General features: G+C 60.7%; 15 protein-coding genes. 9 read left to right on the top strand and 6 right to left on the bottom strand.

From position 1 onward, the window contains the following. Positions 1-100: 100 nt before the first annotated feature. From dnaB to rpsF, 5 genes are all read right to left on the bottom strand, one after another. On the bottom strand, positions 101-1510 hold the full coding sequence (gene dnaB, locus Q390_RS0106240; protein WP_027995284.1) for a replicative DNA helicase: 1410 nt from the start codon (positions 1508-1510) through the stop codon (positions 101-103). A gap of 124 nt (positions 1511-1634) precedes the next feature. Then, entirely contained in the window at positions 1635-2087 is a 453-nt protein-coding gene (gene rplI / locus Q390_RS0106235; protein ID WP_027995283.1) for a 50S ribosomal protein L9, read from the bottom strand. A gap of 12 nt (positions 2088-2099) precedes the next feature. After that, on the bottom strand, positions 2100-2381 hold the full coding sequence (rpsR, locus tag Q390_RS0106230) for a 30S ribosomal protein S18 (protein ID WP_005795932.1): 282 nt from the start codon (positions 2379-2381) through the stop codon (positions 2100-2102). Between the two features lie 17 nt (positions 2382-2398). After that, on the bottom strand, positions 2399-2689 hold the full coding sequence (gene priB / locus Q390_RS0106225; RefSeq protein ID WP_027995282.1) for a primosomal replication protein N: 291 nt from the start codon (positions 2687-2689) through the stop codon (positions 2399-2401). A gap of 21 nt (positions 2690-2710) precedes the next feature. Continuing rightward, complete coding sequence (rpsF, locus tag Q390_RS17755) at positions 2711-3160, bottom strand: 30S ribosomal protein S6 (RefSeq protein WP_051603081.1); 450 nt, start codon at positions 3158-3160, stop codon at positions 2711-2713. A 223-nt stretch (positions 3161-3383) separates the two neighbouring features. Here rpsF and grpE point away from each other — a divergent pair, with 223 nt between their 5' ends. The 7 genes from grpE to leuB all read left to right on the top strand — a co-directional run bounded on the left by grpE (position 3384) and on the right by leuB (position 11803). Further along, positions 3384-3938, top strand: a complete 555-nt coding sequence (gene grpE / locus Q390_RS0106215) for a nucleotide exchange factor GrpE (RefSeq protein ID WP_027995281.1) — start codon at positions 3384-3386, stop codon at positions 3936-3938. 96 nt (positions 3939-4034) lie between these two features. Further along, positions 4035-5996: a molecular chaperone DnaK gene (gene dnaK, locus Q390_RS0106210; RefSeq protein ID WP_027995280.1), complete on the top strand. Its 1962-nt coding sequence runs from the start codon at positions 4035-4037 to the stop codon at positions 5994-5996. Between the two features lie 94 nt (positions 5997-6090). Beyond that, the gene (gene dnaJ / locus Q390_RS0106205) at positions 6091-7227 is read left to right on the top strand and encodes a molecular chaperone DnaJ (RefSeq protein WP_027995279.1); all 1137 of its coding nucleotides are present in this window, start codon (positions 6091-6093) and stop codon (positions 7225-7227) included. A 343-nt stretch (positions 7228-7570) separates the two neighbouring features. Further along, positions 7571-8518, top strand: a complete 948-nt coding sequence (locus Q390_RS0106200; protein ID WP_027995278.1) for a LysR family transcriptional regulator — start codon at positions 7571-7573, stop codon at positions 8516-8518. 33 nt (positions 8519-8551) lie between these two features. Then, positions 8552-9973, top strand: a complete 1422-nt coding sequence (gene leuC, locus Q390_RS0106195; RefSeq protein WP_027995277.1) for a 3-isopropylmalate dehydratase large subunit — start codon at positions 8552-8554, stop codon at positions 9971-9973. Between the two features lie 21 nt (positions 9974-9994). Further along, positions 9995-10645, top strand: coding sequence for a 3-isopropylmalate dehydratase small subunit (leuD, locus tag Q390_RS0106190; protein ID WP_027995276.1), 651 nt, complete (start codon positions 9995-9997; stop codon positions 10643-10645). Between the two features lie 87 nt (positions 10646-10732). Continuing rightward, complete coding sequence (leuB, locus tag Q390_RS0106185) at positions 10733-11803, top strand: 3-isopropylmalate dehydrogenase (RefSeq protein WP_027995275.1); 1071 nt, start codon at positions 10733-10735, stop codon at positions 11801-11803. 133 nt (positions 11804-11936) lie between these two features. On the opposite strand, the gene Q390_RS17750 is transcribed toward leuB, so the two are convergent. Next, on the bottom strand, positions 11937-12662 hold the full coding sequence (locus tag Q390_RS17750; protein ID WP_051603080.1) for a DUF1003 domain-containing protein: 726 nt from the start codon (positions 12660-12662) through the stop codon (positions 11937-11939). Between the two features lie 435 nt (positions 12663-13097). Between Q390_RS17750 and asd the strand changes: the two genes are divergently transcribed. Beyond that, a complete protein-coding gene (asd, locus tag Q390_RS0106175) occupies positions 13098-14228 on the top strand; it encodes an aspartate-semialdehyde dehydrogenase (RefSeq protein ID WP_027995274.1) in 1131 nt (376 codons plus the stop codon). A gap of 317 nt (positions 14229-14545) precedes the next feature. Continuing rightward, positions 14546-17365 (top strand): motility hub landmark protein FimV, encoded by a 2820-nt coding sequence (locus tag Q390_RS0106170; RefSeq protein ID WP_027995273.1) that lies wholly within the window; start codon positions 14546-14548, stop codon positions 17363-17365. Positions 17366-17378: the final 13 nt, after the last annotated feature.

The following is a 17378-nucleotide window of genomic DNA, read 5'->3' as shown; positions in this document are numbered from 1 at the left end:
CCACATGGGCAGCTCTTTTTTTACGCCCCTATCGAACGATTTTTACTATGCTATTGATAGCTATTAGCGCATATATCTAAAGGACTAGCGGCTGTTTTGACTAAAAATTATCGCTAGAGCCTAAAGCCAAGCTCTCAAAGCGCGTTTGCGACTTCTGGAAGAACAGTTTCACTGTACCGGTTGGGCCGTTGCGCTGCTTGCCGATGATGATCTCGGCGACGTTGGGCTCTTTGCTGTCCTTGTTGTAGTAGTCATCGCGGTAGATGAACATGATGATGTCTGCATCCTGCTCAATCGCACCAGACTCCCTCAAATCCGACATCATCGGGCGCTTGTCGGTGCGGGTTTCAACGCTGCGGTTGAGCTGCGACAGCGCAATCACCGGGCATTGCAGCTCTTTCGCCAGCATCTTCAAACCGCGCGAGATTTCGCCCAGTTCGGTGGCGCGGTTCTCGCCCTGCGAACTGGCTGATCCGCTCATCAATTGCAAATAATCGACCACGATCAGCCCCAACTTGCCGCACTGGCGCGCAAGCCGGCGCGCGTTGGCGCGCAGCTCGGTAGGCGTCAGACCGGGGGTTTCATCAATGTGCAGCGAGACATTGCGCAGCTTTTCAATCGCCTCCGTCAAACGTGGCCACTCGTCATCCGACAACTTGCCGGTGCGCAAATGGCCTTGGTCAATGCGCGCAATCGAGCCGACCACGCGCACCGCCAACTGCGCGGCACCCATTTCCATCGAGAAGATGGCCACTGGCAAACCTTCGTGCAGCGCGACGTGCTCGGCAATATTCACGGCGAAGGCCGTTTTACCCATCGACGGGCGCGCCGCCAGCACCACCATGTCACCAGCTTGCAGGCCGGAGGTCATGCGGTCTAAATCGATAAATCCCGTCGGCACGCCGGTGATGTCGTTGGGGTTGTCGGCCATTTCTTGCACGCGGTCGAGCAGGTCCACCACCAAAGTTTCCATGGCTTGGAAACCTTGTTTCATGCGCGAGCCTTCTTCACCAATGTGGAAGATTTTTTGCTCGGCTTCGTCCAGAATTTTGTCTACTGGCCGGCCTTGGGTGTTGAAGGCGTTGGTGGCGATTTCATCGCTGGCGGTGACCAGTTTGCGCAGAATGCCGCGCTCACGGACGATCTCGGCGTAGCGGCGGATATTGCTGGCGCTGGGCACGTATTGCGCTAGCGCATTCAGGTACGCCAGCCCACCTATTTCTTCGGCCTTCCCCTGGCTTTGCAGTTTTTCGTACACCGTGATGACATCGGCCGGCTTGCTGGCGTTGATGTGGCTGGCGATGGCGGTGTAAATCAGGCGGTGTTCGTGGCGGTAAAAATCGCCTTCGGCGAGCAGATCGCCGACGCGGTCCCATGCGTTGTTGTCCAGCAGCAGGCCGCCAAGCACGCTCGATTCGGCCTCAATAGAGTGCGGCGGCACACGCAGGGGAGCAATGTCACGGTCGTAGGGGGCAAAGCCGCTGTCGCTGGGCAGAAAATCGTCAGACATGGGGTTCCTCGAAAGGCCAATTTTTGATCCTAGCAGCCCGGCTAAGAACGTCGGCGGCAGTCGCCGCACCAAAAAGAAAAAAGCCGCCCGAGGGCGGCTTTTGTGCGAGAGCCTGAAAAGGCAATCAGACGGTTTCGCCGTACACCGAAACAGTCACTTCAACCGCCACGTCCGTGTGCAACGCCACGCTGATGGTGGTGTCGCCGATAGTCTTGATAGGGCCATTGGGCATACGCACTTGGCCCTTCAACACCTTGAAGCCTTGCTTGTTCAGCTCTTCGGCGATGTCGCCGTTGGTGACCGAACCAAACAAACGGCCGTCCACACCCGCCTTTTGCGTCAGCTTGAAGACCTTGCCGGCCAGCTTTTCGCCGTCGGCTTCGGAAGCTGCCAGCTTGGCAGCTGCGGCTTTTTCGAGCTCAGCGCGCTTGGCTTCGAATTCGGCCTTGGCCGCTTCGGTGGCGCGGCGTGCGCGGCCAGCAGGAATCAGGAAGTTGCGGGCGTAACCGTCTTTCACGCGGACGAGATCGCCCAGGTTACCGAGGTTCACAACCTTGTCGAGCAGAATGATTTGCATGGGTTGTGCTCCTTAGATCTTGTGCTGGTCACTGTACGGCACCAGGGCCAAAAAGCGTGCGCGCTTGATGGCGGTGTTCAGCTGGCGCTGGAAGATGGCGCGCGTGCCGGTCAGGCGCGCGGGGATGATCTTGCCATTTTCAGCGATGAAATCGCGCAGCGTGTCCACATCCTTGTAGTCGATTTCTTCGACGCCAGTGACGGTGAAGCGGCAGAAGCGCTTGCGCTTGAACAGCAGCGATTGGGTATTGCGCTTAGGGCGCTTGTCTTTGTTGAATTTCTTGAACGTGGCCATTGCGGACCTCTCGAAAATTAATTTGTTTGAATATCCTGAACGTGCAGCACTGCATGTTTGCCGTTACGCGGGGTGGCTAAAAAGCCGGTGAAGCACCAGGCGCTGCCGATGGGCTGTTGGGCCAATCGCTCAGCCATGGCACCAAAAGCTACTGCTTTGATCGCCGCCTTGACTTCGCGTGGCTGACCGGCCTCTTCCTGTTGTGAGTGGTGCTCCAGGCGCAACTCAATGGCAGGCAATCCGGCAGGTGTGAATCGCAAGGCCTGGGCCTCGGCGATACAAGCGGTCAAAGCAACGCGGTTCTCCACTCCCTTGGCAAACCGGGGTGCTTAGCGCTCGGTGCGTTCCGTGCGCTCAGCGCGTTCGCCGCGCTCTTGGCGCTCGCCACGGTCTTGGCGCTCACCGCGCTCACCGGAGGCTGCGTATTCGGCTTGGCTGACCTTACGGGCTTCTTCGCGCTCGACGGTCTTCATCATGGAAGAAGGGCCGGTGTCGGCAGTCTTCTTCAACACGGTGAGGTGGCGCAGCACGGCGTCGTTGAACTTGAAGGCGTGCTCCAGTTCAGCCATCACGGCCTGGTCGGCTTCGATGTTGACGCACAGGTAGTGGGCCTTGGCCAACTTGTTGATCAGGTACGCCAGTTGACGGCGGCCCCAGTCTTCCACGCGGTGCACCTTGCCACCGCCAGCGGTGATCATGCCCTTGTAGCGCTCAAGCATGGCGGGAACCTGCTCGCTTTGATCCGGATGGATCAACAAAATGATTTCGTAATGACGCATGCATACTCCTTTTGGGTGAAAACCGCCCACTGCGTCTGTAGTGATGCGGCAAGGCAAAGCCGGCAATTATAGTATGCCGTGGCTACGGTGCGCTGCAGTACCCCAAAGAATATGCGGCCAGCAGCCGTCATTGCCTCCCCCGGATCGGTGCTGCCTTGAAATACCGACCCACCACCCCATGTGTGCATCGCATACGGTTTCTTTCCATAACAAACTACCCGCCATGTCCGACAAACACCAGCCATCCACCTCCCCATCTGCTCCTTTTTCCCCTGAAGAGACGGAAGCCGCCATGGCCGCCAATACCTCCGACGAAATGGATCGCCTGAATGCCGAGCTGGCCGAGCTCAAGGCCAAAAGCGCTGATCTGGCCGACCAGTTTCTGCGCGCCAAGGCCGACACTGAAAACGCCCGCCGCCGCGCTGAAGAAGAAGTCAGCAAAGCCCGCAAATTCAGCATTGAAGGTTTTGCCGAAAGCCTGCTAGCCGTGGCCGACAGCCTGGACGCCGCCTTGGCGATGCCAGAAGCCACCGCGCAACAATTGCGCGAAGGCACGGACGCCACACTGCGCCAATTGCTGGCCGCGTTTGAGCGCAACAAGCTGCTGGCGATTAACCCCAGCGCCGGCACCAAGTTCGACCCGCACTTTCACCAAGCGATCAGCGTGGTGCCAGCGGCGCAAGAGGCCAACAGCGTGGTGATGGTGCTGCAAAAAGGTTATCTGATTGCCGACCGCGTGCTGCGCCCGGCTCTGGTGACCGTCGCTGGCCCCCAATAAAACAAAACGCCAAAACCTGGTGCACCGGACTTGAAGCAGGCCCGGTAATCACCAGATAGCACACATCGAATTCACTCAAACATTGCGGAGAAAAAAATGGGAAAAATCATTGGTATCGACTTGGGCACGACCAACAGCTGCGTCTCCATCATGGAAGGCAACACCACGCGCGTGATCGAGAACAGCGAAGGTGCGCGCACCACGCCGTCCATCATTGCCTACCAAGAAGACGGCGAAATTCTGGTCGGTGCCTCAGCCAAGCGCCAAGCCGTCACCAACCCCCGCAACACCATCTACGCTTCCAAGCGCCTGATTGGTCGCAAATTTGACGAAAAAGAAGTGCAAAAGGACATCGACCTGATGCCCTACTCCATCGTCAAAGCCGACAACGGTGATGCGTGGATTGAAGTGCGCGGCCAAAAATTGGCCCCACCACAGATCAGCGCCGAAGTGCTGCGCAAGATGAAGAAGACCGCCGAGGACTACCTGGGCGAGCCAGTGACCGAAGCCGTGATTACCGTGCCGGCCTACTTCAACGATGCCCAACGCCAGGCCACCAAAGACGCTGGCCGTATTGCCGGCCTCGATGTCAAGCGCATCATCAACGAGCCTACCGCTGCGGCACTGGCCTTTGGCCTGGACAAGACCGAAAAGGGCGACCGCAAGATTGCCGTGTACGACTTGGGCGGCGGCACCTTTGACGTCTCCATCATTGAAATTGCCGACGTCGATGGCGAAAAGCAGTTTGAAGTGCTGTCCACCAACGGCGACACCTTCTTGGGCGGCGAAGACTTCGACCAGCGCATCATTGACTTCATCATTGCCGAGTTCAAAAAAGACCAAGGCGTCGACCTGTCCAAAGACGTGCTGGCCCTGCAGCGCCTGAAAGAAGCCGCCGAAAAAGCCAAGATCGAGCTGTCCAACTCGGCAGCGACCGACATCAACCTGCCCTACATCACGGCCGACGCCTCCGGCCCTAAGCACTTGCTGATCAAGCTGACGCGCTCCAAGCTGGAAAGCTTGGTCGAGGAACTGATCGAGCGCACCATGGGCCCCTGCCGCATCGCCATCAAGGATGCTGGCATCAGCGTGTCTGACGTCAACGACGTGATCCTGGTCGGCGGCATGAGCCGTATGCCCAAGGTGCAAGAGAAGGTCAAAGAGTTCTTCGGCCGCGAGCCGCGCAAGGACGTCAACCCCGACGAAGCCGTCGCTGTGGGCGCAGCCATTCAGGGCCAAGTGCTGTCGGGGGACCGCAAGGACGTGCTGCTGCTGGACGTGACGCCACTGTCGTTGGGTATCGAAACCCTGGGCGGCGTGATGACCAAGATGATCACCAAGAACACGACCATCCCGACCAAGTTTGCCCAAACTTTCTCGACCGCCGACGACAACCAGCCGGCCGTGACCATCAAGGTGTTCCAAGGCGAGCGCGAGATTGCCGCCGGCAACAAGCTGCTGGGCGAGTTCAACCTCGAAGGCATCCCGCCGTCCGCACGCGGCACGCCGCAAATTGAAGTCTCGTTCGACATCGACGCCAACGGCATCCTGCACGTCGGCGCCAAGGACAAGGCCACCGGCAAGGAAAACAAGATCACCATCAAGGCCAACTCGGGCATCTCGGAAGAAGAGATCCAGCAGATGGTCAAGGACGCTGAGCTGAACGCCGCCGATGACAAGAAGAAGCTCGAACTGGTGCAAGCGCGCAACCAGGGCGAAGCCGCCCTGCACAGCGTGACCAAGGGCCTGACCGAGTACGGCGACAAGCTCGACGCGGGCGAGAAGACAAGCATCGAAGCGGCCGTCAAGGCGCTGGAAGAAGCCCTCAAGAGCGAAGACAAAGCCGCCATCGAAGAAAAAACCACCGCACTGATGACTGCCGGTCAAAAGCTCGGCGAGAAGATGTATGCCAATGAGCAGGCCGCCCAGGCTGCTCAAGCGGGTACTGCCGCCGGCGCTGCTGCTGGAAATGGTGCCAGCCAAGCGGGCGGTGCCAACGCCCCCGAGCACGACGACAACGTCGTGGACGCTGAAGTCAAGGAAGTCAAGAAAGACTAAGACTGGCGCCCCGCGCTGACCTCAGCCGCCGCGCCGAGCCCCTCCCAGGGAGCTCGGCGCGGCGTTCCTCTTTCACCCGATAGCCATCCCACCCATGTCCAAAAGAGACTATTACGAAGTCCTCGGCGTTGCCAAAAATGCCTCCGAGGAAGAAATCAAGAAGGCTTATCGCAAGCTGGCGATGAAGCACCACCCGGACCGCAACCAGCACGACACCAGCAAAGACGCTGAGGACAAGTTCAAGGAGTGCAAGGAAGCCTACGAGATGCTGTCGGATGCCCCCAAGCGTGCGGCCTACGACCAGCACGGGCACGCCGGCGTCGATCCGAACATGCGCGGCGGTCCTGGCACCGAAGGTTTTGGCGGCTTTGCTGAAGCTTTTGGCGATATTTTTGGCGACATGTTCAACCAGGGCGGGCGCGGGCGCGGCCAAGGTGGCCGCCAGGTGTACCGCGGCAGCGACCTGAGCTACGCTATGGAAGTGACGCTGGAAGAAGCGGCGCGCGGCAAGGATGCACAGATCCGCATTCCGTCGTGGGAGGCCTGCGACACCTGCCACGGCAGCGGCGCCAAGGTCGGCACCAGCGCCAAGACCTGCACCACTTGCGCCGGTGCGGGCACGGTACAGATGCGCCAGGGCTTTTTCAGCGTGCAGCAAACCTGCCCGCATTGCCGTGGCACCGGCAAGATCATTCCGGAACCGTGCCCCAGTTGCAGCGGCCAGGGCAAGGTCAAAAAGCAAAAAACGCTGGAAGTAAAGATTCCGTCCGGCATTGACGATGGCATGCGCATCCGCAGCACCGGCAATGGCGAGCCCGGCACCAACGGTGGCCCACCGGGCGACCTGTACATTGAAATTCGCCTGAAAAAGCACGACATCTTTGAGCGCGACGGCGACGATCTGCACTGCCAGGTGCCGGTCAGCTTCATCACCGCCGCGCTGGGGGGCGAGATTGAAGTGCCGACACTGGCCGGCAAAGCCGCCATCGACATCCCCGAAGGCACGCAGGCTGGCAAGCAGTTTCGCCTGCGCGGCAAGGGCATCAAAGGCGTGCGCGCCAGCTACCCCGGCGACCTGTACTGCCACATCGCGGTCGAGACGCCGGTCAAACTGACCGAGCACCAACGCAAATTGCTGCGCGAACTGGAAGAGTCGCTGAAAAAAGGCGGCGGTCGCCATTCACCCAGCGGCGAAAGCTGGACTGACAAACTGAAGAGCTTCTTCAGCTAAAGCAGCCCCCTCTCCCGCAAAAAAACCGTCTGCCGCTGCCGCGCCCAGGCGGTTTTTTTATGGTCAATGCAGGCGATCCCTTGCGCTGCAGCGGCACGGGTGGCTGTGGCATCTATTAAAAAGTGAGCTGCAAGCGCTGATAAACAGGTACTTTCAAGCATTAAATATATTGAAAGCAACTGCAATAAAGCGCTGATAGCTATTATTTTGAGAGTCAGCCCATTCCCTAGGCAGCCGCAGTTGCGCCAACACGATACAGGCCATCGCATTTCACGATGTCTGCACGCATAAATAGCGGGGAAAATACAGACAGTTTCTCGAACAGAGAAGCCCCCACACCCCCATGAAAAACTCCGAGCGCAGTTTTGCGCGCCGCATTGACCTAACCTCGCTGCAACTGTTTGTCGCCGTGTGCGAGCTGGGCAGCATCGGCCGCGCGGCCGAACGCGAGTTCATTGCCGCTTCGGCCATCAGCAAACGCCTGTCCGACCTGGAAACCGCCGTGGAAACGGCCCTGCTCTACCGCCACAGCCGGGGCGTCACGCTCACGCCGGCAGGCGAGAGCCTGCTGCACCATGCGCGCACCGTGCTGTTCGGGCTGGAGCGGATGCAGGGCGAGCTGAGCGAATACGCCGGCGGCGTGCGCGGCCATGTGCGGATGCACGCCAACATCTCGGCCATCGTGCAGTTTTTACCGGAAGATTTGGGTGCCTTTGCCCGTACCCACCGCCAAATCAAAATCGACCTGCAAGAGCACCTCAGCCCCGCCGTACTGCACGCGGTGCAAGAAGGCGCCGCCGACCTGGGCATTTGCAGCTTGAGCAACCCGGTGGGCACCGCCCTGCAAAGCCGCCCCTACCGCCACGACCGTTTGGTGCTGGTCATGCCGCAAGGCCATGCCCTGTCTGCGCAAGCCGCTATTAATTTTGCCGAGGTGCTGGACTGGGACATCGTCGGCCTGCACGCCCACAGCAGCATCAGCCTAGCGATGCGCGCCGCTGCAGCGGCTGCCGGTCGCCCACTGCGCCAGCGCATCCAGGTCACCGGTCTGGACGCCATGTGCCGCATGATCGACAACGGCCTGGGCGTGGGACTGTTGCCCGACCGCGCCTTTGCGCTGATGCGCGGCGTCGGCAATCTGCACGCCATCGCCCTGAACGACGCCTGGGCGCAGCGCGAACTGCGCTTGGTCGCACGCGACTTTGATGCCCTGCCGGTCACCGCACGGCTGCTGGTCGAGCATCTGCTGACGCCCTTGGCGGAGACGCCCAGCCCGACCAGCACCACCTAAAATCAATCTCCCCCACCTGAAGGAAAGCACGCCATGGGACGCACCCTGTACGACAAGATTTGGGACGAACACGTCGTCCACACCGAAGAAGACGGCACCGCCATCCTCTACATCGACCGCCATCTGGTGCACGAAGTGACCAGCCCGCAAGCCTTTGAGGGCCTGCGCCAGGCCGGCCGCAAGGTCTGGCGTGCCAGCTCCATCGTGGCGACCGCCGACCACAACACGCCGACCACCGGCTGGGAGCAGGGCTACGACGGCATCACCGACCCGGTCAGCAAAGAGCAAATCACCACGCTGAACGACAACATGGCGCAAATTACGCCGGCGGCGTTCTTCCCGTTCATGCACCAGCGCCAAGGCATCGTCCACGTGATTGGCCCCGAGAGCGGCGCGACGCTGCCCGGCATGACGGTGGTTTGCGGCGACAGCCACACCAGCACCCACGGCGCGTTTGGTGCGCTGGCGCACGGCATTGGCACCAGCGAGGTCGAGCACGTCATGGCGACGCAAACCCTGCTGGCCAAAAAAGCCAAAAATATGCTGGTGCAGGTCGATGGCCACGTTGCCCCCGGCATCACCGGCAAAGACATCGTGCTGGCCATCATCGGCAAAATTGGTACGGCGGGCGGCACCGGCTACACCATTGAATTTGGCGGCAGCGCCATCCGCGCCCTGAGCATGGAAGGCCGCATGACCGTCTGCAACATGGCGATTGAAGCCGGCGCGCGCGCTGGTTTGGTGGCGGTGGACGAGAAAACCATTGCCTACGTCAAAGGCCGCCCGCTGTCGCCCACCGGCGTGGAATGGGATCAGGCGGTGGCGTACTGGAGCACGCTGCACTCCGACGCGGATGCCACGTTTGACACCGTGGTCAAACTGGACGCCGCCGCCATCGTGCCGCAAGTGACTTGGGGCACTTCGCCCGAAATGGTGCTGGGCATCGACGCCCGCGTGCCCGATCCAGACAAAGAAAAAGACGCGAATCAGCGCAGCGCCATCGAGCGCGCACTGGTGTACATGGGCTTGGAGCCGAACAAGGCGATTAACGACATCACCATCGACAAAGTGTTCATCGGCTCGTGTACCAACAGCCGCATCGAAGACATGCGCGAAGCCGCTGCCGTGGTCAAAAAGCTGGGCCGTAAAGTAGCTAGCAACGTCAAGCTGGCGCTGGTGGTGCCGGGCTCGGGCTTGGTGAAAGAGCAAGCCGAGCGTGAAGGCCTGGACGTGATCTTCCGCGCCGCGGGCTTTGAGTGGCGCGAGCCCGGTTGCAGCATGTGCCTGGCGATGAACGCCGACCGCTTGGAGCCGGGCGAGCGCTGCGCCAGCACCTCCAACCGCAACTTTGAAGGCCGCCAGGGCGCGGGTGGACGCACGCATCTGGTCAGCCCGGCCATGGCCGCTGCTGCCGCCGTGCACGGCCACTTTGTCGATATTCGCCAATTTGCCTGACCGCATCCAAGGACTTGTTTTATGCAGAAATTCAATCTCCACCAGGGCCTCGTCGCCCCCATGGACCGCGAGAACGTCGATACCGACGCCATCATTCCCAAGCAGTTTTTGAAGTCCATCAAAAAGACTGGCTTTGGCGTCAACCTGTTTGACGAGTGGCGCTACCTGGACCACGGCGAACCCGGCCAAGACCCGGCCAGCCGCCAGCCCAACCCCGACTTTGTACTGAACCAGCCGCGCTACGCCGGCGCATCCATCCTGCTGGCGCGCAAAAACTTCGGCTGCGGCTCCAGCCGCGAGCACGCGCCGTGGGCACTGGATCAATACGGCTTTCGCGCCGTGATTGCGCCCAGCTTTGCCGACATTTTCTTCAACAACTGCTTTAAAAACGGCCTGCTGCCGATCGTGCTGCCCGAAGCCACGGTGGCGCAGTTGTTTGACGACGTGCTGGCCTTCCCCGGCTACCAGCTGACCATCGACTTGGAGCGCCAAGTGGTCGTGCGTCCGCAGGGCGAAGAAATCCCGTTTGAGGTGCAAGCCTTTCGCAAATACTGCCTGCAAGGCGGCTTTGACGACATCGGCCTGACGCTGCGCCAAAAAGACAAAATCGCCGCGTTTGAAGCCCAGCGCTTGGCCACCAAACCGTGGCTGGCGCACAGCATGGCCTGCTGAATCCAATAGTTAGTCAATTTATAGTCAAATAAGCTTCTAGCCCTTTAAACACGTGCGCTAGTAGCTATTAAAAAGAGAGTTTTAAGCATGAAAATCGCAGTTCTGCCGGGTGACGGCATTGGTACCGAAATCGTCGCTGAAGCCATCAAAGTGCTCGGCGCTTTGGACCTGCCGTTCGAGATGGAAACCGCGCTGGTCGGCGGCGTCGCCTACGCCGCGCACGGCCACCCGCTGCCCGAATCGACGCTCAAGCTGGCGCAAGACGCCGACGCCATCCTGTTTGGCGCCGTGGGCGACTGGCAATACGACAAGCTGGAACGCTCGTTGCGCCCCGAGCAAGCTATTTTGGGCCTGCGCAAACACCTGGGCCTGTTCGCCAATTTCCGTCCGGCCATTTGCTACAAAGAGCTGGTCGATGCCTCCAGCCTCAAGCCCGAAATCATTGCAGGCTTGGACATCCTGATCATCCGCGAGCTCACGGGCGACATCTACTTCGGTCAACCGCGTGGCCGCCGTATCGCGACCGACGGCCATTTCCCCGGCGCAGAAGAAGCTTTCGACACCATGCGCTACAGCCGCCCCGAGATTGAGCGCATCGCCCACGTCGCCTTCCAAGCGGCGCAAAAACGCAGCAAGCGTGTGACCAGTGTCGATAAGGCCAATGTGCTGGAGACTTTCCAGTTCTGGCAAGACGTGATGATCGATGTGGGCAAACAGTACCCCGACGTGGCGCTGGACCACATGTACATCGACAACGCCGCGATGCAGTTGGTGAAAGCACCGAAGAAATTCGACGTCATCGTCACTGGCAATATGTTTGGCGACATCCTGAGCGACGAAGCCTCGATGCTGACCGGCTCGATCGGCATGTTGCCGTCGGCCAGTCTGAACAGCAAAAACCAGGGCCTGTACGAACCCAGCCACGGCAGCGCGCCAGACATTGCCGGCCAGAACATCGCCAATCCCCTGGCCACCATCCTGAGTGCCGCCATGATGCTGCGCTTCTCGCTGAACCAGGAAACCGCCGCCCAGCGCATCGAAACTGCCGTGCAAGCGGTGCTGGCGCAGGGTCTGCGCACACCGGACATCTACAGCACCGGCACGACCAAGGTCAGCACCGTGGAGATGGGCGACGCGGTGGTGAAGGCATTGGGATAAACACGGGATAAAGCAGTGATCCAGTAAAAAAGGGCGGCTTTGAAGCCGCCCTTTTTTTGCCTGGATACGCGGCGTTGCGAGGTGGGACAAGCCAGAAAAACAGGCGTCTACGGCACACCGGCTGGCGCGCCATTCAGCCTCCGGGAGGCGCACGGTGCTTTCCGGCCCCCAGATCCGCCAAGACCTCCAGTTGAAGCTCCTGTATCTTGACCAAGCGCTCCCACTGGTGGGAGAGAAGGTGGTCCATCTTTTCATGCAGGTGGCGAATTTCCAGTTCTGCTTTCAGATTGATCTGGTAATCGTGCTCGGAGCGGATACGGTCTTTCGCCTCCTGGCGGTTCTGGCTCATCATGATGATGGGTGCCTGAACAGCGGCAAGGCAGGAAAGAATCAGATTGAGAAAAATGAAGGGATAGGGGTCAAGGGGACGCCAGAGCAAAACCAGCGAATTCAGGGCCACCCAGACCAGCAGAAAGACGCCGAACAAGATCAAGAAAACCCAACTGCCGCCAAATGCAGCAATTTTGTCGGCCACCCTTTCTCCAAAAGACCATTGCTGCTCAAACTCGGCGTCAATGTTGGAAGAAAGAATTTCGTGCTCTTGCAAGCTGCGCACCACCTCCTGCTCCAGCGACGTGAGTTCACCTCTTTCAGACTCCAGCAAGTCATGCACATACCGACCACGCACCCGCGCCAAGTCGGGCCGACAAATGTAGGATGCCGACGACCAAGTGGGCAAGACCTTCAAAATCTCATCCGACATTTCCTTGCGCACGGCCTCGCCAGAGATCACATTGCGCTCCGGAAAGTCCTTTCCGCACAGGGCGCACATTCGAGTCAAGCCATTTTTAGCAGACATGCAATGCCTTTCTTGAGATGCCAGCTGGGTGTGCGGTGAAACCGGCATACATGCCTATTCTTATTCTGGATGGCGTAAATATGCAAAGGCGCCGGTCATTCTGTGCAGCATCCCGCCAAGCCGTACCCACGCAAAATCACATCGAAACAAAGCCGACGACAGCACAGGTGCTGGGAACACGCAGGCCATCCGCCGTAGTGCGGCCATACAGCCCCTTCCGCTATAATCACAGGCTATGTTTGTTGTCCGCCCGTTCCCGCTGAACACCGCCCGAGCCGTCCAGGCCGCTGCGGTTGCGCGCGCAAGCACCCCCACAACCACGACCACCATTAAGGGCTGATCCAGCCTGGTTCGTCGTGCGCCCCTCCTGGCCAGACGAGCCAGGCAAGCAGACCCGGTCGGGCACTGTTTATTCAACTGAAAGAGGCGTTAAAAATGAGCAAGTTAGTAGGTTTGGTCGGCTGGCGCGGCATGGTCGGCTCGGTGTTGATGGATCGCATGGTCGAAGAAAAAGACTTCGACCTGATCGAACCCTTGTTTTTCTCCACCTCCAACGCCGGTGGCACAGCGCCGACCATGGCGAAGAATGAAACCACGTTGCAGGACGCGTTCGACATCAACGCTTTGAAGCGCTGCGACATCATCATCACCGCCCAGGGCGGTGACTACACGTCAGAAGTTTTCCCCCAGCTGCGCGCAGCTGGTTGGAATGGCCACTGGATCGACGCGGCATCGACGCTGCGCATGAACGACGACGCGGTCATCGTGCTCGACCCGGTGAACATGCCGGTCATCCAAAGCGCACTGGCCAAGGGCGGCAAAAACTGGGTCGGCGGCAACTGCACCGTCAGCTGTATGTTGATTGGCGTCGGCGCGCTCTACAAGGCTGGTCTGGTCGAGTGGATGAGCACGCAAACCTACCAAGCCGCCAGCGGCGGCGGCGCGCAACATATGCGCGAGCTGCTGACGCAGTACGGCACGCTAAACGCTGAAGTGCGCTCCCTGCTGGACAATCCGAAAAGCGCCATTTTGGAAATCGACCGCAAGGTCATCGCCAAGCAACGCAGCCTGAGCACCGCCGAAACGGCCAATTTTGGCGTGCCCTTGGGCGGCTCGCTGATCCCGTGGATCGACAAGGACCTGGGCAACGGCCAGTCCAAGGAAGAGTGGAAGGGCATGGCCGAGACCAACAAGATCTTGGGCCAAGGCGAAGGCTTTGGCACCAGTGCCATTCCGGTCGACGGCTTCTGCGTGCGCGTCGGTGCTATGCGCTGTCACAGCCAAGCGCTGACCTTCAAGCTAAAAAAAGACGTGCCAGTGGCCGATATCGAAGCCATGATTGCCGCCGACAATCAGTGGGTCAAAGTGGTACCTAACACGCGCGAAGCCACTATCCAAGCCCTGACCCCAGTCGCCGTCACCGGCACCATGACCATTCCCGTCGGTCGCATCCGCAAGCTGGCGATGGGGCCAGAATATGTCGGCGCTTTCACGGTGGGCGACCAACTGCTGTGGGGCGCAGCCGAGCCGCTGCGCCGCATGTTGCGTATTTTGCTGAGTGCCTGAACTCTGCAATCACTGCACTTGAGGTAGCGCTGCGCGCGCAGTCCTGCAAGGGACTGCGCGCGTTGCACATGGCGCGGGTGCTTTCTGGCAACACCTGGTTACTGCTCGTTGTCCTTGGACAACACCTGTCACCCCCCAATCAGGCCGTGGCGCAAGCCTCCAAAGCTTAGGCAGTGCGTGAGCTTGTCACTCCAAAACATTACTGCTATGGTGCTTTTTACATACTTTCTCAAGCCGGGGCGGAGCAGGCACAGACAATGAAAAAAAATAACAGGCTGCTCAATCGAGCCTTAACCCCTCACCCATTGATGGCATCCATGCACTGTTGGAAATATTCTGCGCTGGCCATGGCTGCGGCAGTGTCGGTCGGTTTGTATGCGCCTGACGCAGCCGCACTGGCCTTGGGACCCATCACGGTGCAATCGGCTCTGGGCGAGCCTTTGCGTGCCGAGATCGACCTGCCACAAATCACTGCTGCCGAGGCAGATTCGCTGCAGGCCAGCACCGCCTCTGCCGAGGCCTTTCGTGCCCAGGGGATGGAGTACTCATCCATCGCCAACCAGGTACAGATGAAGCTGCACCGCCGCCCCGATGGCCGCAGCGTCTTGCGCCTGAGCGGCAGCACCCCGGTCAATGATCCGTTTGTTGACTTGGTAGTGGATGCGCGGTGGAGCTCGGGCCACATCACACGCAGCTATACCATGCTGTTTGACCCGCCTTCTCTGCGTCGCACGCCGGCCACCGTGACGGCAGCGGCACAAATATCCGCCCCGGCGCCGAGCGCAGCCCCCGCCCCGCGCCCTGCCCCGGCACCGGCACCGGCACCCAGTGCACCTTCCGCCACCCGCCCGCCCGCCAGCGTGCCCCCTGAGCCACGCGCCAGTGCACCCAGCCGGGCACCACGCCCGACACCCGCCCCTGCGCCGCGCCTGCCAACCAGCACGTCCGAGGGTGCCGCTGTCACCGTCAAGCCGGGCGACACGGCAGGGCGCATCGCCACCGCACACCGCCCTGGCAGCGTCTCACTCGACCAGATGCTCGTCGCCCTGATGCGCAGCAACCCGGATGCCTTCATTCAGGGCAACGTCAACCGCATCAAGGCTGGCGCAGTCTTGCAAATGCCCAGTTCGAGCGACGCCCTCGCCACGCCCACCGGAGAAGCACGCCAGATCATCGCGCTGCAAAGCCGCGACTTTAACGAGTTCCGCCGCAAACTGGCCCGCGTCGCTCCCGCCACGCAGCAAGCTGCAGCCGAGCGCTCAGCCAAGGGCTCGGTACAGACACAAACCGACGACAAGCGCGCCGCGGCTACGGCGCCCGACAAACTGACCCTGTCCAAGGGCGCCCTGCAAGGCAAGAAATCCACCGAAGAATTGCTGGCCCAGCGCAAACAGGCCAACGAGGCCTCAGCCCGGACGCAAGAACTGGCCAAAAACATCGAGGAACTGAACAAGCTGAGTACTGCTTCGGCTCCTGCCGGTGCCACACCAGCCCCTGGCGCCAAAGCGGCAGACACTGGCAGCTCCGCGGCGCCCGGCATCACCCTGCCGGTCCCGTCCCCGGTGACCGTCACACCGCCAGTGGCGGCGACCACTGCAGCACCTGCTGCGGCCACACCTGCCGCACCTGCCACAGTCGTGGCCCCAGCGGACAAGCCAGCACCCGCCAGTACCGAGCCCGCAGCCGTTGCCGAGGTAGCCACACCAGAGGCCGCCGAAGCTGACGCCCCAGCCACGCCTGCAGCAGCGCCCCCTGCCGTCGTGGCGATCGCACCGCCCCCCGCCACTCCCGCTCCAGAACCGGCGCCCGCACCGAGTTTTCTGTCCGAGCTGATGGAAGACCCCATGGTGCCGTTTGCCGGCGCAGGTCTGCTGGCCTTGCTGCTGGGTTACGGTGGTTACCGCGTGCTGCAACGGCGCCGCGATAAAGCGCCCCTGGACAGTTCGTTCATGGACAGCCGCGTACAACCTGACTCATTCTTTGGCGGCAGTGGTGGCCAACGCGTGGACACCGCTGGCAATGACACCACCACGGGCGGTTCGTCACTGGCTTTCACCTCCAGCCAGCTGGACGCTGGCGGCGACGTTGATCCAGTGGCAGAAGCCGACGTCTACCTGGCTTATGGCCGCGACCTGCAAGCTGAAGAAATTCTGAAAGAAGCCGTACGCCACAACCCCGAGCGCATCTCGGTGTACGTCAAACTGGCCGAGATTTACGCCAAACGCCAAGACCGTAAAGCCCTGGAGGCCACAGCCCAAGACGTCCACAAACGCACCCAGGGCAGCGGCCCTGAGTGGACACGCGTCTCTGACCTGGGACGCGAGATCGATCCCGCCAACGCCCTCTACCAAATCGGCGGTCTTGCAGCGACCGCCAGCGTCGCCAGCGATGCAGCATCGATACCCGACTTCGGATTGGCCCGTGCTCTGGCAGAGCAAGACCATAGCGATGACTACGACGATCTGAGTCTGGATCTCGACCTGGAGTCACTGAACGACGCCCTGAGCAACGCGCCAGCGTCCGAGCCGATCAGCTTTGCAGAGGCCGCAAAGGCCGCCGGCGCAACCACCGACCCCGTGTTCGGCCGCGCAATCGCACAGGCGGATGATGCTGATGAAACTGCAGACCCTGCCTACGATCTGGATTTACCTGCACTGGACTTTGGCAGTGCGCCGCAGGAGCCATCCTGGGACGCCCCGGCGCCTCCACCTCCTGCGCCCCCCGTACCGAAGGCCGCGCCTAAGCCCGAGGACGAGCCCAGCATGACGGACCTCGATTTTTCGATCGATATGCCCGATCTCGACTTGCCTGACATTAGCCCGAAAGCGGCAGCCGCAGTGCCGCCGCCAGAAGACCCCTTCACCCTGCCGGATTCCGGCATGATGGAATTCAGCCTTGACGATCTGTCGCTGGATCTGGACACGCCGCAATCCGCTGCAACGGCCAACCCAGTCGCAGACAACACCGTGCCACCGCCATTGTCTGACGACCCACTGGCCACCAAACTGGCGCTGGCACAAGAGTTCAACACGATTGGCGACAGCGACGGTGCGCGCACCCTGATCGAAGAAGTGATCGCCGAATCTTCGGGCGAACTCAAGGCGCGGGCCGAACGCCTGCTGTCCGAGCTCGATTGATCCAGCCTGGGGC

The organism is Simplicispira psychrophila DSM 11588 (assembly GCF_000688255.1).
GTDB classification, from domain to species: domain Bacteria; phylum Pseudomonadota; class Gammaproteobacteria; order Burkholderiales; family Burkholderiaceae_C; genus Simplicispira; species Simplicispira psychrophila.
The sequence above is the reverse complement of the archived record's forward strand: the minus strand, read 5'-3'. Positions and strand labels throughout refer to the sequence as shown.